The sequence below is a fragment of the Clostridium porci genome (assembly GCF_009696375.1).
Classification (GTDB): domain Bacteria; phylum Bacillota; class Clostridia; order Lachnospirales; family Lachnospiraceae; genus Enterocloster; species Enterocloster porci.
This window is the reverse complement of sequence record NZ_VUMD01000025.1, coordinates 1-20,307: the sequence shown is the minus strand read 5'-3', so window position 1 is coordinate 20,307 and position 20,307 is coordinate 1. Positions and strand designations below refer to the sequence as shown.

Here is a 20,307-nt window from a genome sequence, read left to right as displayed (position 1 = left end):
GCAAAGATTTTTCATTTTGAAAAGACCTAATTTTAATTTATTCAGGAGAAGATAAAAATGACACAAAAGTGTTCAGGAAAAAAGAGGATTATAAGTTTTGATTTGGATATGACACTTTTGAATCACAAAAACTGGAAGATACCGGACAGCGCTCTGGAAGCTCTGGAGCTTCTCAGAAGGGATTCTGTCATTGTCATAGCCAGCGGACGAAATATGGATCATGAAATGAGTTCTATGTATAAGGAGCTTATCAACCCTGATGCTATTATACATATGAATGGAACAAGGGTTGTGGCTGAAAGTGAGGTGCTTTATGAACATTTTATGGACAAGGAGCGGCTTAGGGCTCTCCTTACGTTTGCTGAGAACAGAGGCATTTCCCTGGGGCTGAGTGTGAACGGGGGAGACTATTATCTGAATCCGGATCAGGTCAGAGCCTTTGATGTGATTCGGTGGGGAGAGTCCCAGCGCAGCTTCAAGGATGCCTGGAAGCTGATAGAAATGCCGGTGCGTACACTGGTTTATATCGGTGGTCCAAAACAAGCAAAGATGCTTCAGGAGCAGTTTCCTGACTTTAAATTTCCCATGTTTTCTGATAAAATGGGAGCTGATATAGTGGAAAAGGAGTGTTCTAAGGCAAAGGGGCTTTTGCGGCTTTGCCAATATTATAGAATTGATAGAAAGGAAACCATTGCCTTTGGCGATAGCATGAACGATTATGAAATGCTTCAGGAAGCAGGGCTGGGAATTGCTATGGGAAATGCCACGGATAACCTCAAGACAGTGGCGGATTATGTGACAGATAACATTGACGAGGACGGAGTGTGGAAGGCCTGCAGATATTTCCATTTGATATAATAGTACAACTTACAGCAGAAAAAGGGAATTAAATTGTAATATTACGCCAACTGGCGGAAAAAGCCCTGAAAATGTGAACAGGCCAAGTATTGATGCCAATCAGGAAGACAGTCAGATGTGAAAATGTCGCTGGGAGAGGCTATTTCCCCAGAGCTCAAAACGAAATGCTATTCCCCAGATCTGCCATTTGAAAAAATGGCAACAGCCTTTGCTAATGAATTGATGGCAGATGAGATGTCCCTCTATGCGGGCCCATCCTATCAGGCAGGGATTAGGGCAGCTTTTAAGAATACTGCGAGAAGAACACCGGCATAAATTAAGAAGATGAGAGGTATTTGGAATGAATGTGATTCAGGAAAGATTGGAAATGCTGCGAAATCTAATGCGGGAGCGGAAAATAGATGCGTACTTGCTTCCCACATCAGATTTTCATGAGTCTGAGTATGTGGGAAAACATTTTAAGACACGAACGTTTATAACAGGGTTTACCGGATCTGCTGGCACGGCTGTGATAACTTTGCATGAAGCCTGCCTTTGGGTGGACGGGAGATACTTTGTCCAGGGGGCTAAGGAGCTTAAGGGAACGAGTGTGACCATGATGAAAATGGGACAGGACGGAGTTCCTACAATAGAGGAATATCTGGATAAGAAGATTCCTGAAGGCGGATGCCTGGGCTTTGACGGCCGTGTAGTAAATGCTGCTGTAGGAGTGGGACTGGAGGATTTGCTGGAAGATAAGAAGGTAAGATTCGCCTGCGGAGAGGATCTGGTGGGCATGATTTGGAAGGAACGTCCACCTCTGTCCGCAGAGCCGGCATGGGTTCTGACAGAGCAGTACGCAGGACAAGGAGCTCAAGAGAAGATCCGGCAGGTCCAGGACGCCATGAAACAGGCTCATGCTACAATCCATGTGCTGACGTCCCTGGATGATATTGCATGGCTCTTGAATATCAGGGGAAATGATACCCAGTATAATCCGGTCGTACTATCTTATGCAGTAATCTCTCTGAACAAAGTGAGCCTGTTTGTAAATAGGGATGTGCTTAAAGGCGCGGCGTATCCTTATATGGATCTTGAGAAGGGCCTGAGTACCAAAGAGTATCTGGAACGTATCGGCGTAGAGATACTGCCCTATGAGCGGATTTATGAGGTAGTAGCAGGCTTCAGAAATGAGAAGGTGCTGCTGGAGAAGGGACGGGTGAATTATTCGATTTACCGTCTCCTGGATCACTCCAATAAGGTAATTGACCGGATGAATCCCACGGCTTTCATGAAAGCTGTGAAGAATGAAGCAGAAATTGAAAATGAAAAGCGGGCCCATATCAAGGACGGAGTTGCTGTAACAAAGTTTATCTATTGGCTTAAAAAGAATATTGGAAAGATACCAATTGATGAACTGAGCGCATCTGAACACCTGGAGAAACTTCGCATGGAGCAGGATGGTTTTATCGAAATGAGCTTTGAAACTATATCTGCTTATGGGGCTCATGCTGCCATGTGCCACTACTCAGCCACAAAGGAAAGCAACGCTCCCCTGGAGCCAAGGGGGCTTTATCTGATTGATTCCGGAGGGCAGTATTATGAGGGAACGACGGATATTACCAGAACAGTAGTGCTGGGGCCTCTGACGGATGAAGAGAGAGAGCATTTTACTCTGGTTCTGGTGAGCATGCTGAGGCTGGGAGCTGTGAAGTTCCTTCACGGGTGCCGGGGACTAAGTATAGACTATGTAGCCAGGGAGCCGTTGTGGAGCAGAGGGTTGAATTACGATCATGGAACAGGGCATGGTGTAAGTTACCTGGCCAGCTGTCATGAAAGGCCCAATGGGATACGCTATAAAACAGCGCCAGAGCGGCAGGATAATGCGGTTCTGGAGCCGGGGATGATTACATCGGATGAGCCAGGGATTTATATAGAGGGAAGCCATGGAATCAGGACAGAAAATCTGACTCTTTGTGTGAAGGATGAGCGGAATGAGTACGGGCAGTTTTTAAAACTGGAATTTTTAACTTATGCTCCGATTGATTTGGACGGGGTTGTAAAAGAGATGATGACAGAACGTGATGTAGAGCTGCTCAATACGTATCACAGGCAGGTGTATGAGAAACTTGAAGGATACCTGACGGAAGAAGAAAGAGAGTGGTTTAAGGAAGCCACCAGGGCTATTTAAGTTTTCTAGGAAAAATGTGCAGGAGAGAATAAATGAACAGGGGATAGTTGGCTGAGGAACCAGGCAGTGAAATAGGACGAGGCTCTAATTGAAAGAGGATGCGTGATCCAAGGGACTGTCTCCTATTCCTCCACACCATATCCGATAATGCTTATTTGTCAAAATGAAAATTCAGCAAGCATCGCAACAGGCTGGCCTTTGTAATAGATTGGGCGTCCAAAATATTACCGTCACCAGCTATTGGGGGAATGGGCTATTTCTAAACCCCGAAATGAAAAGAACTAATCTAAGCCGGTCATGTACAGGGGAATCACATTAATAACCGGCTCCTCATAGGGATGTACCTTTTTTATGGCAGCAAGTGTTTCCTTCACTCGTTCCTTTCTGCAAGTTACTTCAACCTTAAATTCCGGAGCAGTGCTGATATTTCCATAGCTGCCGATATACGGATTACAGCCCTCCAACGGCCTCCAGCAGCCAATAACAGGACTATAAGACATGCAGCTGTCATATTTCCCAATATGGCCTGCGTCCACAGCCTGCAGCGCCTTCTGCAGTTCCTTCAGGTGAGTTTCCGGCAGAAAAATTTCTAATTTGCAGTAGCTAAATGAATGCATAAGTCATCTCACTTTCTGTAAAGCTCCTCCAACTCCATGCTTTATCACTATAGCCCATAAAACAGCATTGTCTTTCTGCATGGAGGATTATCAGCCCAAAGCAGGATAAAAGAAATCCAAATCCCACACGCCAACCAGAAAGAGCAGACAAGCTGCCAGGCTGTGCCGGCATTTATCTGCTCTTTTTCATGTCCGCTTTAATCCCTACTTATACAACGCCAGCTTATCCAGCAGAATAACCGGCTCGTCCCACTCATTATCCTTAACCAGAGACAGCTCAACCCTGATTTGGCTCTGACCGGATACATCTACGCCGAAGTAAAGATTTTTCTCATTGTAATGAATATCTGGTGATGTATACAGAACAGTATCGTTGTCACCGTAAACAGTCACTCTGCCAAGAAGAGAGCTGTCAAACTGTGAAGAAGGGGCAATTCTTCCACTGAGCAGACGATACGCTCCTTTGGTATCATACTTTACATAGCTGCCCTTACCTCTTAACCGGATTGCATTACTCCATCTGTCTCCGCTTGCATTTTTCCCCGAAGTAATAATATTATAACCCTTAGTAGAAACCCCTTCTAGATTCTGCACCAGATACGCTGTAGTCAAATCCGTAGTATTAGAGGGCTCTACCTCTCCCTCTGCCGGCTCCCACACGCCATCTGCTCCAATCCAGCGGCCGTCAATGGTAGTGTTTACAGCCATGGCTCCGCTTGGAAGGAGAAAATACCATTTATCGTTATCCTTCATCCAGCCGGTCTGCATAATACCTGCCGAATCCAGATAATACCACTGTCCTCCTATCTGCTGCCAGCCGGTCTGCATATTTCCATCATTTCCCATATAGTAATAATTGCCCTTGTCCTGAACCCAATCATTATATACATACTTATTTGCGCCCTTTTGATATCTCCACTTGCCATCAACCTGTTTCCATGTGCCTGCAAAGGCCGGAACTGCCATAAGCATACTCAAAGCTACTGCTGATATAGTCACTGCGAATCTTTTCTTCATGGAAGCTCTCCTTTCATTTCTCATATATTATTCACCTTTTGCCAATTTTTCTATTTGACTGTACTCGTTTCATTATAATTCATTATTCTTTTTTATGCAACTATGTCTTTACAGCCCCAAAACGCAGTCTCAGCCTATCCATACCGGCGACCCGCACCGGATGGTTAGGTCGTAATATAATCGAAAACGGCGGAGGGAACACTGTCTTTGCCATCCCACACAATTAGCGCTTCTTCGCTCATCCACCTGCCTGACTCTAATCTAGCTCTATGTCCATACTACCAGATCGAAAGCCCTCCAAATCCAGTGTAATATATATAAATCCCAGACTTTTTAAGGCTTCCGTAATTTCTTTTTGACGCTCCATGACTTTAGAAAAGGAAAGGCTGTCTACCTCCAAACGCACCAGATCCCCGTGAAGCCGGAGACGGATATTTCCTGGCAGAGCCGTACGCAAATACGCTTCCCCTTGGCCAATCCTGGTCAGTATGTCAAAGTCTATTTCCGTATTGTAGGGAAGCCTGGTAGCCATACATGGAGCAGAGGGTCTGGAGGCTACAGATATGCCATAAAAGGAGGCAAGCTTCTTTACTGCAGCCTTTGTAATATGCAGCTCTGCCAGAGGGCTGATGATTTCCAGCTCCTTTAAAGCCTGAATGCCAGGACGGTATACATGCATGTCATCCTCATTGGTTCCATCCAGAATCTGTCGGATACCCCTGACCTTTGCAAACTCCCTCAGCTTCCTGAAAAGATGGAGTTTACATAGATAACAGCGATTCACCGGATTGATTCGTATCTCTTCCTGCTCCAGCTCGTCCACTGTTATGACTTCATGTATGCCTCCCAGCTCAGCTGCCACCCGCTTTGCAATCTCCAGATCGCAGGAGGGGTGCAGACGGCTGTCAAAGGTTACTGCATATACCCTTTTACCGGTTCGCTCTGCCGCCTGTGCAGCCATTTTCAGCAGAAGGCTGGAGTCTACTCCACCAGAGAAGGCAAGGCATACATCCTCATCTGCCAATTTTCTTATTCTGGCTTCCAGCAAGTCCCTTTCTCTCATATTCAGCCTCTCTCTCACTGCTTTATTGCCATCTGTGCCTCGTTCCCAGCTCTGCGTACCTCATGGTACACGGTCTGAAAATCCACGTGATTGCTGCGGCACAGCGCTCTCACGCTCTCATACTCAGGATAGCAAAAGCTCCTTCCTTTGTAAAGGCAGACCTTTACCTGCGCATTTCCCCAGGAAGTACAAACGGTTTTATTCTCTCTCTCCAGCACCGTCCTGTCAACCGGATAATGTCTGATTCCAATGGTAGTGGTATGAACCAGTATAATCTCCTCCAGCCTTTCCCGCTCCCCCTCCCTGCAAATTACCGACATCATATAAGCCGGACGGTTCTTTTTCATAAAAATAGGAGTATACCACACATCTGCAGCCCCTGCTTCCAGCAAAAGCTCCATAACAAAGCCCAGACTTTCCCCTGAACAATCATCCAGATTGGATTCCAACACGCATATAGCCTCCCTATCCTCCCCGGATTCCTCCAGAATCATTGCCCTCAAAACATTTGCCTGCCTGAACACCTTATTGCCTGCTCCCATTCCCACCTTAACAAGACGGCAGGAAGCGGGAAGCTGCCTTTTTGTTCCCAATGCAGCCGCAATCGCCGCCCCCGTAGGCGTTACCATTTCTCCCTCATTATCTGTAAACCTAAGCTCCAGGCCATAAGCAGAAACAATATTGACAGTTGCAGGAACCGGAACCGGCAGTATTCCATGCTGACAGTGAACAAAGCCATGCCCCTCCGCCAAGGCTGAAACCACCACATCCTCAATCCCCAGATTATCCATGCACAGAGCCACGCTGATCATATCCACAATCGAGTCCACAGCTCCCACTTCGTGGAAATGCACCTGCTCCAGAGGCAGCCCGTGGGCCTTAGCCTCTGCCTCTGCTACAATCCTAAACATCCTCCGGGCCAGCTCCTTTACCCTTTCATTGGAATCCAGCCTGTCAATTATATGATAGATAGCGTAAAGGTTACGGTGCGCGTGAGCATGCCCATGGCTGTGAGTATGCTCATGCTCCCCACTATGCTCATGGCTATGAAGGTGTTCATGCCCACCACCACCCTCATGGCTGTGGGCATACGCATGCTCTCCACTTTTTCCACAACCTTGAACACGCTCATTCTCTCTATTAGTATCCCCGTCCTCCTCCAGATGCACGTCAAAATCAAAAGCATCCAGGCCACAAACAGTTTTTCTGCCAAAATGCAGATGATACCCGCCTACTCCCAGACTCTTAAGCCCCTGTTCCAGTACCTGCCGATCCGCTCCTAAATCCAGAAGCGCTCCTACCATCATATCACCGCTAATCCCAGAATTACATTCCAGATATAAAATCTTTCCCATATTATTTCACCGCCAGTCGATTTATTTGTGTGGCCAGATAGCCAGCGCCGTATCCATTATCAATATTCACAACCGAAATCCCATTGGCGCAGGAGTTCAGCATTGTCAGAAGGGCCGACAGCCCATGAAAGCTGGCCCCATACCCCACAGAGGTAGGCACCGCAACCACCGGGCAGTCTGCCAGACCTGCAAGCACAGTTCCCAAGGCTCCCTCCATCCCGGCCACCGCCACAATGCAGTTGGCTCTCACGATCCGTTCTCTCTGGGACAGAAGCCTGTGAATCCCAGCCACACCCACGTCAAAAATCCTGTCCACCCTGCATCCAAAGTATTCTGCCGTCTGGGCTGCCTCCTCTGCCACGGGAATGTCTGCTGTTCCTCCGGTGCACACAGCCACCAGACCTTTTCTCTCCTTCCCCTCCTTTTCGACCTTCAAAATCCTGGAAATAGGATCATAGGCCACCTGTGGTACAGCTTCCTTCACCAGCCTATGCTGTTCTTCGGAAGCCCTGGTTCCAAGCACCTCCCCATCCCGTTCAGAAAGCCTCTTGTATATCTCCAGAAGAAAGGCGTCTGGCTTTCCCTGGCAGAACACCGTCTCTCCAAAGCCTGACCGCAGCTTTCTATGATGATCCAGCTTCGCATACCCTAGATCCTCATAAGGCAGATTCTTCAGCGCCTCTTGTGCGTCCTCCACCTGAACCACTCCGTCCCGTACTTGCTCCAACAGCTTCTTAACATCCATATCCGGCTCTCCTTTCCCTTCAATTATATATCTGACGCCTCTTTTTCTCAAGCTCCATCCTTCCGTACGCAGCATACCCAAGTCCTGCTTCAATATTCATTACAATTCCATTATCCTTGTACAAACCCGATCCAGCAATTCCTCAGAATGGCTTACAACCACCATCCCTATCTCTCGCCCTCCGGCTTCCTCCAGAAGAAAATTCCACATCTGGCTCTGGGTAATCAAATCCAGCATGGCGCTTATTTCATCTGCCAGCAGAATTTTCGTTCTTCTTCCTAATGCCCTGGCTATACAAAACCTCTGCAGCTCCCCGCCGGAAAGCTCTCCTGGATACCGATCCATCCAGTCCTCCTCAATCCCCAGTCTCTGAATAATATCCTGAGACACCCTGTCCCCCTCCTTAATAACTTCCTTCATTTTTATCCTGGGATTCACTGATAATTCCGGATGCTGCCATATCATCTGCACTGGACAATATCCCTTGTAGGAGGACAGGGGCTTTCCATCCAAAAGCACCTGCCCATTATGGGGCTCCTCATATCCCCCAAGAATTTTACAAAGGGTCGTCTTTCCAAAGCCGCTGGGTGCCTTAAGCCCCAGCCGCTCCCCATCTTCCAGATACAGGCTTACATGATTTAGTACGTTCCTGCTTCCATTATCGTATCGAAAGGAAATGTCTACTGCCTCCAGTCTCATACTCCCGCCTTCCTGCATTTTACCATACCATCCCTGAAACTGCGATACTTAATTTCACCTCTGCAGCCCTCGTCATAGTCCAGACACCTAGGCCCATAAGGGCAGCCCTCAGGCAGATTTTTAACATAAGGCTGAGCGCCAGACGCAGCCTCAAACCCGTTGACCGGCATAGCCCGGTAAAGCGCCTTGCTGTAGGGATGGCGCAGCCTTTCCTCTCCTTTAAAGTCCTCTGCCGCGGCTTCCTCCACAGTCGTTCCTGCATAAAACACCACAATCCGATCAGCCGCCTCCACAGCCAGCTCCAAATCATGGGTAATCAGGAGAACACCCGCTCCATCGTCTGCAAGCTCCCGGAAATGAGAAAGCACCCGCTTTGCAGCGTTGATATGAAGCCCAGGTGTAGGCTCATCTGCGATCACCAGACACGGATTTTCCATTACTGCCGTGGAAATCAATACCCTCCGGGCCATACCTCCGGAAAGCTGGAAGGGATACAGCTGCTCTGTCTCCTTCCCCAGTCCGTAGCGCTCCAGAGCCCTCCGGCATTTTCCTCTGCTTTCCTTATCCCTTCTCCCCTTCCTCACCTGACTTCCTATAGTCATAAGAGGATCCAGATAGGAAACACTCTGAGGAACCAGTACCATCTCCCGTCCTCTCACTGTCTTTAAACGCTTCTGAGTAAGGGCTTCCCCTTTAAACGCAATATCTCCGCTCCAGGAAGCATTGCCCGGCAGCAGTCCCATTATTGCATGGGCCAAAAGACTTTTTCCAGACCCGCTTGAACCAACCACAGCCACCACCTGGCCGGCTCTCACCTTCACGCTTAAATCTCTAATCACAGGAAGCTTTGTCTGCCTCCATCCCCTCTCATACTGGGTAAAGAAGATCCCCAGATGCTTTACAGACAATATCACATCTCTCTCTGCCATGAACCCCTCCTACATATGAGCCTGAGCCGGATCTATAAGCCTCATCACAGCATCCCCCATAAAATGAAACAGCATCACTGCCAAAACCAGTAAAAGTCCAGGAAACAGCGCCAGCCACCATCTCCCCATAGTCAGGTATTTCATGCTCTCGGAAAGAATGATTCCAATGGCCGGCTGCTCCGGCGAGAGCCCGAATCCCAGAAAGGTAATGCTTGCCTCATGAAGAATAGCATGGGGGAACAACAAAACTGTGCCTACCAACAGCTGAGGTAAAAGCTGAGGCAGCATATGCTTAAACGCAATGTTAAGCTTCCCCATCCCCAGCTTCCTGGCCACCTTAATATACTGGCTCTCCTTCAGCTGCAGAACTTCTCCTCGTAAAAGTCTTGCAAGAGAGGTCCAGTGAGTCAGAGATATTCCAACCAGCACTCCCATCTCTCCCTTACCCACTGCATATGAAATAAGAATCAGCAAAAGAATATGGGGAATCCCCATAACTAAATCGATGAAAAGCCCCACAACCCCGTCTGCAGCCTTGCCCAGACACGCAGCTGCCGTACCCATGATACAGGCAATTACAGCACTGATACAGGCAGTCAGAAATCCGGTACGGATGCTGATGGAAAGCCCTGCAAGCGTTCTGACAAACATATCCCTTCCCATCCAGTCTGTTCCAAAAAGATAGCGGAGGCTGGGAGCAAGATTTTTTCTAGAAAAATCTGTGACCATAGCCTCCCCCGACAGCCTCTGCCCGATCACGGCAATTACCGTCATCATAACGGCAGCCAGCGCCATCAGAGCAGCCATCATTTTCCTTCCGTTCCATATGTTATTCCTTTTCATGAACCCTCCCTCCTTCTCATTCTGGGATCAATCGCTCCGTACAGCACATTTGCCGCCAAATTTCCCATGCATACAACAGCTCCGGTGACGATTGTGATCCCCAAAAGAAGAGGCACATCTCCCCCCAGGCCCGCAGCCACTGTAGCCTGCCCCAGGCCAGGGTAGGAAAACACCTGCTCCACCAGCACAGAACCGCCGAAAATCTCACTGACTGAGGCAAACTGAAGCGTCATTGCCGGAAGAAGAATATTACGGATTCCATGCCTCTTTATAATGCTCCATCTGGACTCCCCTCTGGCTCTTGCAAAAAGCACATAATCACTCTCCATCACCTCTGCCATCTTCTCCCTTGTATGAAGAACAATATTGGAAATGCCTGTCACAGACAATGCAGCTACAGGCAGTACGCTGTGCAAAAGCCTGTCCCTTACCGTCACTGCCCCTGCCTCCACCCCAATGGGTACGCTAAATCCAATGGGAAGCACCTGAAGCCAAACTCCAAACACCATAAGCAGCGCCAGCGCTACCCAAAAAGCCGGTGTACTGGCTGTTACCAAAGCATAGGCTGATATAATCCTATCTGCCGGACCGCCCTTATTGGCTCCTGCAATCACTCCCAGCGCAAACCCTGTGATCCCCGACAGAGCCCAGGCGGCAGCCATAAGCCCCAGGGAATTTCTAAGCTTCATCCCTATAACCTGGGCTACAGGCTGTCTGTACAGCAGGGATATTCCCATATCGCCTCTTAAAAAATTCCCTGCCCAGGCAAGATAACGCTCCACAGGCGGCGTATTCATCCCCCAATACTCCTTCAGCACATCAATCTGCTCCTGGCTCATTCCTCCCAGAGCCGCCTGTCCCACATTGGTCTTAAGAGGATCCAGAGGCGAAGCTGATACCAGAAAAAATGCCGCTATGCTCACAAGCGCCAAAAGAACCGCCATCCGTATCACGCTTATTCCAGCCTGTTTCCAATTCATCTGTCCGCCCTTTCTATCCCCTTACTTCCAGCTCCACTGATCCACATTGTTCACAATGGACCAGCCATGACCATGAGGATGAAGCTTCTGATCCGCCACCTTCAGGTTCTCCCTAGACCAGTAGAGATGATCGATATTTGCCAGCCAGATCCAGGGAATATCCCCGTCCTGGGTAATGCCTGTTTCTCCGTCCCACTGGGCCTTTTTCCAGAGCTCATAGGACTCCTCCAGATCGCCGCTGGCTAAAGCCTCATCCATGTATTGATCCACCCGTTCATTTTTATAGGGCGAATATCCCGCCAACCCTGTATCAGCGTCCGTATGGTAAATGTTGTAGAGCTCCATAGGCGTATGGGCACCCCACCCCCATATAAGAGGCTGTGACTCTGCTCTGTCATAGGCGGTATCCCAGCCTACACCCTCCGTTTTTACAGCAATTCCCAAGTTCTTTAACTGATTAGCCGTATTCGCAGCCAATGCCTGACGCACCGAATCGCTGGCTGGATACATCAGCGTAAACCCAGCCTGCTTTCCGTCCTTTTCACGACACCCCTCAACTCCCATCGTCCAGCCTGCTTCATCCAAAAGAGCGGCAGCCTGATCAGGAGCATAGGCAATCTCTGCCTCGCTGTTGTACCAAGGCATCTTATCACATACACTATATGCCGGGCTTCCATAACCATTCAGAACATCCTCAATCATTTCCTCCCGGTTAATAGCCAGGTTTATAGCTCTTCTTACCCGTACATCCGATGTAAAATCATTTCCAATAGGGGTCCCGCTTTCAGAGGTTTCCCCTGCCGGTACAGTAGGAAGATTAAAACCGCGGTTATCCACAGTCTCAAAGCTTAAAAGCTGATATCCTGGCAAGGTCTGGTCTGAATAGGAGGCCGCTGTATAAGCCAAATCCACCTGTCCCGATCTTACAGCCGCATAAGCCCCATCCTCATCCATAAAAAGGATCGTCACCTTCTTCATCTTCGGCGCCTCACCATAGTAATCGGGATTTGCCTCCAGAATTACCTGCTGCCCCCTGTCCCACTGGGCCAGCTTATATCTGCCGGAGCCGATGGGATTAGAGCCATAACCAGCGCCGTAGGCATGCTCCGGCACAATTCCCACAATGGCCATCGTATAAGGCCAGATTGAATAGGGACGCTCCATATGAAATTCCACCGTGCTGCCATCCTTTGCCACTGCTTCCTTAAGCATGGTAAAATCATTCACCGAGCTGGTATTCTTCAATGTATTATAAGTAAATGCCACATCCTTTGCCGTCAGCCTTTCTCCATCTGTAAATAACACATCATCTCGTATCGTAACCGTCCAGATAAGCCCGTCACTGCTGACTTTCATATCTGTAGCCAGGTCATAGCCAATGGTTAAATCCTTATTCGTAACTGTCAGCGTGCTCTGTATGAGAGGCTCATGGACATGCTCGCCAGCCCCCCAGCCATAAGCTGGGTCAAAGCCCGCCTCTGGCTCCGAATTAGGCCCCATAACCACTATTACATCCTCCCTGTCCTGCTGCTTACCATCCTGCTCTGCCTGCGCTCTAGTCTTGCCTCTGCCGCTTTCACCGGCGGTGCCGCTACAGCCTGTAAGTACCATAGCCGCAGACATCAGCACAGCCGCCTTTTTCACCAAACTCCGCCTCATTCCAATTCTCCTTTTCCATCTGCCTGTTCCAGCCTGCTGATTATGATGGACTTCATCTGCTTTGTACCCATTTCAGCAGCCAAAGGGGCAAAAAAATACCAAAAAGATGCCTGCGCCTTTCTTTTGAAGCGCTATACCTTCTTGGTATCTTTACTTTATATTATGTTTCTGTCCAGCTGGAACGTTCATTCTCTCTTTTAGATTTTGTTTCAGCATACAGCCTGTAAATGGTGACTTCTGTCAACCGAATACTCCAATTATACTGAATGTAAAGAGATAGGTCAAGAAGGTTTTAAACAAAGGTTTGCTTACGGAAGCCTTCGCTTTAGCAGCCGCAGATAATTCCGCTTCCTCATTTCCATCCGAAGAAGTATGCCGCCCATCTCACCATAAGCCAGCTCATTAAATTGGTATCCTCCTCAGACCCTGGAGAATTTATCCCCTTGCCCATTCCCATGAAAGAGCCAATGCAAAGTATCGAAATCTCAATCAATGAGTTTCCAATTACCTATCTTTATCATAAATGCCTGCCAAAGAAAGATACCTCCCTTTGTTTCTAAGTTTCCAGTACACGACCATCTGTAGAAATTACCGCTACCTGCCAGGGAATCATCTTTCCACAGCCTTTCAGAGCCGTCTTTACTGCATTCTCAATTCCTCCGCAGCATGGAACCTCCATCCGTACTACCGTTACAGATTTAATATCATTTTCCTTCAAAATTGCAGTAAGTTTCTCACTATAATCCCCTTCGTCCAGTTTCGGACAGCCAATTAGAGTTATCTTATTTTTTATGAAATCTGAGTGGAAATTTCCATAGGCATAAGCCGCACAGTCAGCAGACACCAGCAGATGCGCACAATTGAAATAAGAAGCGTTCACCGGTACTAGCTTTATCTGTACCGGCCACTGGCATAGCTCTGACATTTGACACGTCCCTGAGGATACCCCGGACAAAGTGGTTCCAGATACAGAAACTGCTCCAGGCACCTCGCTTTCGGAGGTTTCCTTACCTATACCGCTATGACGTTCAATAGCTCTGGCCTGAGTTCCAGGACACCCGCAGGGCAGAACCTTCTTGCCTGGTCTCGCTTCCTGTAACGCCAGCACAGCCGCTTCATCATAAGCCGCGGCCTCCCTCTCTTCAAAGGTAATGGCGCCTGTGGGGCAGACCGGCAGGCAGTTTCCCAGTCCATCGCAGTAATCATCCCTCAAAAGCTTTGCTCTGCCCTCCACCAGTCCCATCGCTCCCTCATGGCAGGCATCTACACACAAACCGCAGCCATTGCACAGCTCCTGGTCTATATGAATAATTTTTCGAATCATTCTAATTCCTCCCTTGTGTTTATAAGGTTATTATACTATACTAAACCCGACAAGTATATTGGTACAACAACAAGGTGAAAAAATATGATAGAAATTTTCGATAAGATAAAAGCAAATCCTCTATTTGAAGGAATTAACGCGACTAGCTTTGACCATATGCTCTCCTGCATCGAAGGCCGGGTAAAAACATACCAAAGGAATGAACTGATTCTGCTGGCCGGAGATCCGGTCAAAACGGTGGGACTTGTAATATCTGGCCGGGTTCAGGTATTTCGTGAAAATGAGGAAGGCAAGCAAAACCTCATGGCAGAGCTTCAGGAGGGCGAGCTCTTTGCAGAGGTTTTCGCCTGCGCAAACGTCTCTCACAGCCCTGTTACAGTAGCTGCAGCCCAGGACAGCCAGATACTTCATCTTAACTATAAAAAAATTATTACCACCTGCTCTTCTGGCTGTCCCTTTCACTCCCGGCTTATCGAAAATATGCTTACGCTGATAGCCCATAAAAACCTGATACTGAACCAAAAAATAGAAATTCTCTCCAAACGCTCCACCAGGGAACGCCTTCTTCTATACTTTAACATCCAAAGGCAAGGGGCCTCCCACTTCACCATTCCCTTTAGCAGGGATGAGCTGGCTGCTTATCTTTGTGTAGAACGAAGCGCTATGTCCGCAGAGCTGTCCCGCATGCAGAAGGACGGACTGATCCGCTACAAGAAAAATGAAGTGGAGTGGCTTCACTGCTAGATAAATTCACCAACGTATCCTGCTTCTAAAACTATCCGCTTTACTTTTTTGGTATTTACCTCCGAAAACTTGGAACCTCTTTTTCTTCTCGACATACAACCAATTTGCTTTCCTAACGGCCCAAGCGCAAAAATCTCTTTATTTATACCTTCAATCTCAGCAATCGTACAATCGTAAATACAGAGGAAGAGCCGCCCTGAGAGCGGCTCTATGCCTGCCAATCGCTTTAGTTTGCTGTCAGTCTCAAAATGGTATTGTCCCGTTCAATGTCGATTGCAGGATTACAGCCTGGCGCCGCCTCTTTCCAGATCAGGATATTCTTGTGAAGCGCAGTAATATCTGTGTCAAATGGAGGCTCTGTTTCAGAAGGGCTGACACCATATGTAAATCCTATCATACGAGAGGTAGAATTTTTTGACGAACTAAGAGTATTTGAGTATAAATATGGATCCAGACGGAACCAATGCTCATACTGCCTTTTTGCTGCTGGCTTTTTATATACTTCAATGCTCCCATCCCTATTTCTGAAGATAGATACTCTGTCTCCTGATGCCAAATTACCCTCTCTCCAGGCTTCTACTCCGCCCTTGTTTGCCAATGGAGTGATCGTCTGTCCGGCTGTATTAATTGAGCTTACCCACCCCACATTTCCAGAGCCAATGCAAAAGGCGGTAAATACAGTATTTATGTCTCCTTCAAAAGCTACCCAGTAAAAGCAACGTGTCGCCTCAAAGTCCAGCCTGTAGATATCCCCAAAGGATAAACAGGATGTATAACACGATAGCGTCGTACTCTTCGATCTTAAAACTCCAGATGAGTGATCCAGCGTAACAGCCATCCTTTCTTTTGTTGTAATATCAGACATTGCAGTCAATCTTGACAGCTCTGGATAAGCGTTACATACCTCCTTGTTGCTGCGGATTCGGATTGTAAACGCACCATTGTTCCTTAGACCTTCCACCAAAAGGGGGGCTATTACATCTCTGTAAGAGTTATTACCGTAGTGCGAAGGCTTATTGGCTGTCGTCTTGCCAGTGCCATTTATCAGATTAGACTGAGCCCCCCTTGGAATCTTAATATAGGTATTGGGATTCCAGCTTTTATAATTATCCCATATCTGCTGACACTGTCCCTGGGTATACCAATAGCTGACCGTTTCTACATTGTACCAAATATCCTTGTCAAATCTACCCTTAGGGGTACGGGCTCCATATCCGGCCTCGTTCAGCTTTGAAAAGAAATCCTCTGTCATTGCTTGAAAGCCAGCCTGATGATTGGCCGCGTTTGCACTGTCCGCCTCCCCTTGGAGCCATATCAATCCGGCAAATAAGTTATTTGGATTTAGCCCCAGCACATACTTAATCCGGTCAACAAGCGCTTTGTAATAGGCGGACTCTATCCCCCATCTCAATACTCCTTCGGAGGGCTTCATCGTCTCTCTATTATAGGTTCCGTAACTGCCCGATAGAAAGCCAGTCCCACCGTAGGCGCAGGGCAAAATAAGCACTCCGTAATCCTCCGGTATATACCGCAGCATTAGATTCGCCAAGGGTAAGTGAATCCCCTTAGTTCCCCCCTCCTGGACCTTCGTCATATCCTGGAAATTTTGAGCACAGGAGGTCAGTGGCACTAGCTTAAGGTTGTCATCCTTTAAAAATCCCAATTGCATTACTCTTTGCGAATTAAACGCCCGGTCTGTGTATGGATCAATCGGAGATTCATCATATCCGACTGCATTTGACTGTCCGGCTACTGCAACAACAATAAATTTATCATATTGCCGATTTGAGTCGTACACTGACAATGTTGAAGAATTTTCTGCCTCACCTACTCCGGACTCCCCAGAATCTGCTTCCGTTTCTAAATGATTTCGTATTCCGTCCATGGTGATGTCTCCATCTTTCTCTATATTGTTCACATATCCCATCTTTTTTCTCCTTTTCTGATAAAAATTTTTCCTGCCTCGCCTCTCATTAAGAAGCTTTGATTATAACCCTTCTGGTTCTGCTATATCATCCCGGCTTATCCCGTAAGTCCCAAATATGTTGAAACCCCATATAGCCTTCTCAAGCAATCTCCGTTCCCTATTTACTATGACTTAGCAGCCCTGCCTTGCCCACCGGCTCACCTCCTGTCCTCATGGCGCTTCCGCCAATCCTAACATACATCTGTCACCCTTCACCTCCCATTCACATCTGCTTACTACTGCTTATCCTCCAGAACTGCCTGGAAATTCTCCGAGCCATGCAGATTCTTGTCCAGCTTACTTTGTAAAAAGTAAAAAATCTAAATCATTTTTCTTTCCTCCTTTTAAAGTTTTATTTTTTGAACTTTTTCATTAAAAATATTTTCGCTTTCCCTTAAGTAGGCCTACCACTTTCATTTCTTTGCAGATATCCTGCTGTTTAAGGACAATCCCTCTCTTACAAGAGCTATCGTATTACAGTCCTAATTGCCATCAAAATCCTGCTATGTAGCGAGTTCTTCCTAATGTTACCTTTGTGCTTGCTGTAACCAACTCCTGCCTCTACTTTTTAGAAGTTCAATATATTTAACTACTGTAGACAGTATATCGGATTGTTTCTTATATGTCAATACAAAAATTCAATTTTTTTAACCTTTGTTATTTTTGTTGAACTATTATCTATCATATGTTATGATATCCTCATAGGAGGGCTGGCGATGAAAAAAGAAAATACTTCCTTGAGATTAAAAAAGCTCATGTCTGAAAGAGCTTTAAAACAGGTTGACATACTGAAGGCCTGTGCCCCGTACTGTCAAAAGTATAATGTTAAAATGAACAAATCTGACATAAGCCAGTATGTTTCTGGTAAAGTAGAGCCAAATCAAGATAAACTTTTTATTCTCGCGAACGCATTAAATGTTAATGAGGCATGGCTTATGGGTTTTGATGCTCCTATAAGCAGAAATGTATCTCTCACATCTGCCGCTGGCTATAATATGACCAGCCGGACGGAACATACAAAAAACCAACAGACCTTGCTTAATCATTTTTCTAAATTAAACCTGAAGGGTGAACAAGAGGCTATTAAACGCGTAAAAGAACTTACTTATGTTCCCGACTATTCCGCAAATCCAGACGAGCAGCTAATAGAGCTTTCAAATACACATAAAACTGCAAAAGCGAATGACAATGACTCATCTGATTATGGCTGCGGTACGAGGCATTATGATACTATTCCACCCTATGATTTTACCCCTATAGAAAAAGCTGCATCATCCCAGCTAATTGCGGCTCACAATGATCATCTGTACGAAGATGGAGAACTTGACAAAGTTCAATCAGACCTTGCAAAGCTAAAAAATAAAAAATGATTCAAACGGAGGTAGCACGTAGAATATGACCACTTACGAGGAATTATTGGACGAGGCAGAGCAAAATAATGTTCTTATTCTGGAAAACGTCCACTTTGAGTCTCAGTCCGACGGCCTTATTAACGGAAATGTAATCGGACTAAGCGACAAGCTTAAAACCTCAGTTGAAAAGGCCTGTATCGCTGCCGAAGAACTTGGCCATTATCATACAACTGCAGGAAATATAATTGACCCTACCATACCAGGAAATCGCCAACAGGAGAAGAAAGCCCGCCTATGGGCTTTCAACCGTATGATAACGCTGGATAAGCTTATTTCAGCTTGGGAGCACAGCTGCAGGAACCGTTATGAAATTGCAGAGTATCTGGAAGTAACAGAAGCATTTTTACAGGAAGCTATTGATGATTATCGCTCCAAATTTGGTATTATGGTTACGAAAGGGGACTATATAATTACCTTTGAGCCCGCTTTAAGTGTCCGTAAAATTGTTTGGATGGAGGTAATAACGGAAGGATAGATAAAACCCTGGCAGTTTTGTAAGCCTGCCTATAGCTTATTGGTATCTATTTTTGGGTAGGAGAGGTAAAGCTTTTTCCTCCCACTAATATAAACAATATTTAAAATGCTCTCCATTCATTTGAGCTTATGGGAAAGCATTTGTGAGTATAAAAATACATTTCTGTTTCTATAATGCATCTCCATTAATTGAAATCTCTGCTCCAATGTTTAAAGATATAGCTTCATCTCTCAAAGCACCTAGCTGCTGTCAATCTATTTGGGGTTATTATGTCAAAAAAGGTCAGCAGTAGCTGACCTTTTTTGACAGTTCGAAGCCCTTAAAAACCAGGGATTTTAAAATGCGGCTAACAGGACTCGAACCTGCACGGTCGCCCAATGGAACCTAAATCCATCGTGTCTGCCAATTCCACCACAGCCGCAAATGAAATGTGTAACAAAAAACTCCAATACCTTTCAGAATCAGAACTTAATTGTACTGCGGGTAGCCGGACTTGAACCGGCACGGTATTGCTACCGAGGGATTTTAAGTCCCTTGTGTCTGCCAATTCCACCATACCCACAAAATACAAATGGGGCCTACAGGGCTCGAACCTGTGACCCTCTGCTTGTAAGGCAGATGCTCTCCCAGCTGAGCTAAGACCCCAAATTGTATATAAATTACATTGCATCATAACGTGCAAACGACCCGGAACGGATTCGAACCGTCGACCTCCGCCGTGACAGGGCGGCGCTCTAACCAACTGAGCCACCGGGCCATTATATTATATAGTTCTATAAAATGCTTTAGTTTAGAAAGAGTGGACCTTCGGGGACTTGAACCCAGGACCGACCGGTTATGAGCCGGTTGCTCTAACCAACTGAGCTAAAGGTCCGAACTATATATTAAACAACTATTTTGCTGTAATACAGCAAAAGCCGATGATCGGACTCGAACCGATAACCTGCTGATTACAAATCAGCTGCTCTGCCAATTGAGCCACATCGGCATATCAAATTGATAAATAATGCATTTCAATGACCCCAACGAGATTCGAACTCGTGTTACCGCCGTGAAAGGGCGATGTCTTAACCGCTTGACCATGGGGCCTTTATAAAAGTAGTGGTCGCCATGGACTTCCACCAAAACTCCCCGAGTAGGACTTGAACCTACGACAGCGCGGTTAACAGCCGCGTGCTCTACCGACTGAGCTATCGAGGAATACCGATACATTAAATCGCTGATTATGCTGACCAAATTATTATACTATAACTTTCATATAATTTCAAGCATAATTTCAACTATGAACATACCCTAAAAACCACATATTGAACAAAAGCAACCCTTCCCAACCTCTTCCTCTCTGGATAAGCCCTCGACCGATTAGTATTAGTCAGCTCCATGCATTGCTGCACTTCCACCTCTAACCTATCTACCTTGTCGTCTTCAAGGGGTCTTACTTCCTTTCGGTT

General features: G+C 46.7%; 18 protein-coding genes, 8 tRNA genes and 1 rRNA gene. 6 read left to right on the top strand and 21 right to left on the bottom strand.

All coding sequences use genetic code 11. From position 1 onward, the window contains the following. Nucleotides 1-57 precede the first annotated feature (57 nt). The 3 genes from FYJ39_RS18455 (at nucleotide 58) to FYJ39_RS18445 (ending at nucleotide 3,028) form a co-directional block, all read left to right on the top strand. Entirely contained in the window at nucleotides 58-858 is an 801-nt protein-coding gene (locus tag FYJ39_RS18455) for an HAD family hydrolase (RefSeq protein ID WP_154473855.1), read from the top strand. Between the two features lie 117 nt (nucleotides 859-975). Beyond that, nucleotides 976-1,173, top strand: coding sequence for a hypothetical protein (locus FYJ39_RS18450; protein WP_154473854.1), 198 nt, complete (start codon nucleotides 976-978; stop codon nucleotides 1,171-1,173). Between the two features lie 25 nt (nucleotides 1,174-1,198). Then, entirely contained in the window at nucleotides 1,199-3,028 is a 1,830-nt protein-coding gene (locus FYJ39_RS18445) for an aminopeptidase P family protein (RefSeq protein ID WP_154473853.1), read from the top strand. Between the two features lie 281 nt (nucleotides 3,029-3,309). Here the strand turns inward: FYJ39_RS18445 and cutA are convergent, their stop codons facing one another. From cutA to FYJ39_RS18390, 11 genes are all read right to left on the bottom strand, one after another. Continuing rightward, complete coding sequence (gene cutA, locus FYJ39_RS18440; protein WP_154473852.1) at nucleotides 3,310-3,645, bottom strand: divalent cation tolerance protein CutA; 336 nt, start codon at nucleotides 3,643-3,645, stop codon at nucleotides 3,310-3,312. 204 nt (nucleotides 3,646-3,849) lie between these two features. After that, a complete protein-coding gene (locus FYJ39_RS18435) occupies nucleotides 3,850-4,662 on the bottom strand; it encodes a glucan-binding protein (RefSeq protein WP_154473851.1) in 813 nt (270 codons plus the stop codon). Nucleotides 4,663-4,918: 256 nt separating this feature from the next. Further along, nucleotides 4,919-5,725, bottom strand: a complete 807-nt coding sequence (gene larE, locus FYJ39_RS18430) for an ATP-dependent sacrificial sulfur transferase LarE (RefSeq protein ID WP_154473850.1) — start codon at nucleotides 5,723-5,725, stop codon at nucleotides 4,919-4,921. Nucleotides 5,726-5,739: 14 nt separating this feature from the next. Continuing rightward, complete coding sequence (larC, locus tag FYJ39_RS18425) at nucleotides 5,740-7,080, bottom strand: nickel pincer cofactor biosynthesis protein LarC (RefSeq protein WP_154473849.1); 1,341 nt, start codon at nucleotides 7,078-7,080, stop codon at nucleotides 5,740-5,742. 1 nt (nucleotide 7,081) lies between these two features. Beyond that, nucleotides 7,082-7,825 carry a nickel pincer cofactor biosynthesis protein LarB gene (larB, locus tag FYJ39_RS18420; protein WP_154473859.1) on the bottom strand — a complete coding sequence of 248 codons (744 nt, stop codon included), beginning with the start codon at nucleotides 7,823-7,825 and terminating at the stop codon, nucleotides 7,082-7,084. A gap of 99 nt (nucleotides 7,826-7,924) precedes the next feature. Next, on the bottom strand, nucleotides 7,925-8,524 hold the full coding sequence (locus tag FYJ39_RS18415) for an ABC transporter ATP-binding protein (RefSeq protein ID WP_154473848.1): 600 nt from the start codon (nucleotides 8,522-8,524) through the stop codon (nucleotides 7,925-7,927). Further along, nucleotides 8,521-9,453 carry an ATP-binding cassette domain-containing protein gene (locus FYJ39_RS18410; RefSeq protein WP_154473847.1) on the bottom strand — a complete coding sequence of 311 codons (933 nt, stop codon included), beginning with the start codon at nucleotides 9,451-9,453 and terminating at the stop codon, nucleotides 8,521-8,523. The genes FYJ39_RS18415 and FYJ39_RS18410 overlap by 4 nt, the downstream gene beginning before the upstream one ends. A gap of 9 nt (nucleotides 9,454-9,462) precedes the next feature. Further along, nucleotides 9,463-10,296: an ABC transporter permease gene (locus tag FYJ39_RS18405; RefSeq protein WP_154473846.1), complete on the bottom strand. Its 834-nt coding sequence runs from the start codon at nucleotides 10,294-10,296 to the stop codon at nucleotides 9,463-9,465. Next, nucleotides 10,293-11,276, bottom strand: coding sequence for an ABC transporter permease (locus FYJ39_RS18400; RefSeq protein WP_154473845.1), 984 nt, complete (start codon nucleotides 11,274-11,276; stop codon nucleotides 10,293-10,295). Before FYJ39_RS18400 ends, FYJ39_RS18405 begins: the two co-directional genes overlap by 4 nt. Nucleotides 11,277-11,297: 21 nt before the next feature. Next, a complete protein-coding gene (locus FYJ39_RS18395; protein ID WP_154473844.1) occupies nucleotides 11,298-12,935 on the bottom strand; it encodes an ABC transporter substrate-binding protein in 1,638 nt (545 codons plus the stop codon). 556 nt (nucleotides 12,936-13,491) lie between these two features. Then, nucleotides 13,492-14,259 (bottom strand): ATP-binding protein, encoded by a 768-nt coding sequence (locus tag FYJ39_RS18390; RefSeq protein ID WP_154473843.1) that lies wholly within the window; start codon nucleotides 14,257-14,259, stop codon nucleotides 13,492-13,494. 84 nt (nucleotides 14,260-14,343) lie between these two features. On the opposite strand from FYJ39_RS18390, the gene FYJ39_RS18385 reads away from it, so the two are divergent. After that, a complete protein-coding gene (locus tag FYJ39_RS18385; RefSeq protein WP_154473842.1) occupies nucleotides 14,344-15,003 on the top strand; it encodes a Crp/Fnr family transcriptional regulator in 660 nt (219 codons plus the stop codon). 226 nt (nucleotides 15,004-15,229) lie between these two features. Here FYJ39_RS18385 and FYJ39_RS18380 read toward each other — a convergent pair whose 3' ends face one another. Then, the gene (locus FYJ39_RS18380) at nucleotides 15,230-16,930 is read right to left on the bottom strand and encodes a sialate O-acetylesterase (protein ID WP_154473841.1); all 1,701 of its coding nucleotides are present in this window, start codon (nucleotides 16,928-16,930) and stop codon (nucleotides 15,230-15,232) included. 755 nt (nucleotides 16,931-17,685) lie between these two features. On the opposite strand from FYJ39_RS18380, the gene FYJ39_RS18375 reads away from it, so the two are divergent. Both FYJ39_RS18375 and FYJ39_RS18370 read left to right on the top strand, forming a co-directional pair. Beyond that, nucleotides 17,686-18,339 carry a helix-turn-helix domain-containing protein gene (locus tag FYJ39_RS18375; RefSeq protein WP_154473840.1) on the top strand — a complete coding sequence of 218 codons (654 nt, stop codon included), beginning with the start codon at nucleotides 17,686-17,688 and terminating at the stop codon, nucleotides 18,337-18,339. A gap of 25 nt (nucleotides 18,340-18,364) precedes the next feature. Beyond that, nucleotides 18,365-18,856 (top strand): ImmA/IrrE family metallo-endopeptidase, encoded by a 492-nt coding sequence (locus tag FYJ39_RS18370; protein ID WP_154473839.1) that lies wholly within the window; start codon nucleotides 18,365-18,367, stop codon nucleotides 18,854-18,856. 341 nt (nucleotides 18,857-19,197) lie between these two features. On the opposite strand, the gene FYJ39_RS18365 is transcribed toward FYJ39_RS18370, so the two are convergent. From FYJ39_RS18365 to FYJ39_RS20610, 9 genes are all read right to left on the bottom strand, one after another. Further along, a tRNA-Leu gene (locus FYJ39_RS18365) sits at nucleotides 19,198-19,277 on the bottom strand. A 57-nt stretch (nucleotides 19,278-19,334) separates the two neighbouring features. Beyond that, nucleotides 19,335-19,418, bottom strand: a tRNA-Leu gene (locus FYJ39_RS18360). Nucleotides 19,419-19,428: 10 nt separating this feature from the next. Beyond that, nucleotides 19,429-19,501 (bottom strand) — tRNA-Val (locus tag FYJ39_RS18355). Between the two features lie 38 nt (nucleotides 19,502-19,539). Beyond that, a tRNA-Asp gene (locus FYJ39_RS18350) sits at nucleotides 19,540-19,613 on the bottom strand. Between the two features lie 43 nt (nucleotides 19,614-19,656). Next, nucleotides 19,657-19,730: transfer RNA gene (locus FYJ39_RS18345), tRNA-Ile, on the bottom strand. A 41-nt stretch (nucleotides 19,731-19,771) separates the two neighbouring features. After that, nucleotides 19,772-19,844 (bottom strand) — tRNA-Thr (locus FYJ39_RS18340). 29 nt (nucleotides 19,845-19,873) lie between these two features. Further along, nucleotides 19,874-19,945 (bottom strand) — tRNA-Glu (locus FYJ39_RS18335). A gap of 38 nt (nucleotides 19,946-19,983) precedes the next feature. Then, nucleotides 19,984-20,056, bottom strand: a tRNA-Asn gene (locus tag FYJ39_RS18330). Nucleotides 20,057-20,198: 142 nt separating this feature from the next. Beyond that, a 23S ribosomal RNA gene (locus tag FYJ39_RS20610) occupies nucleotides 20,199-20,307 on the bottom strand; the annotation flags it as partial.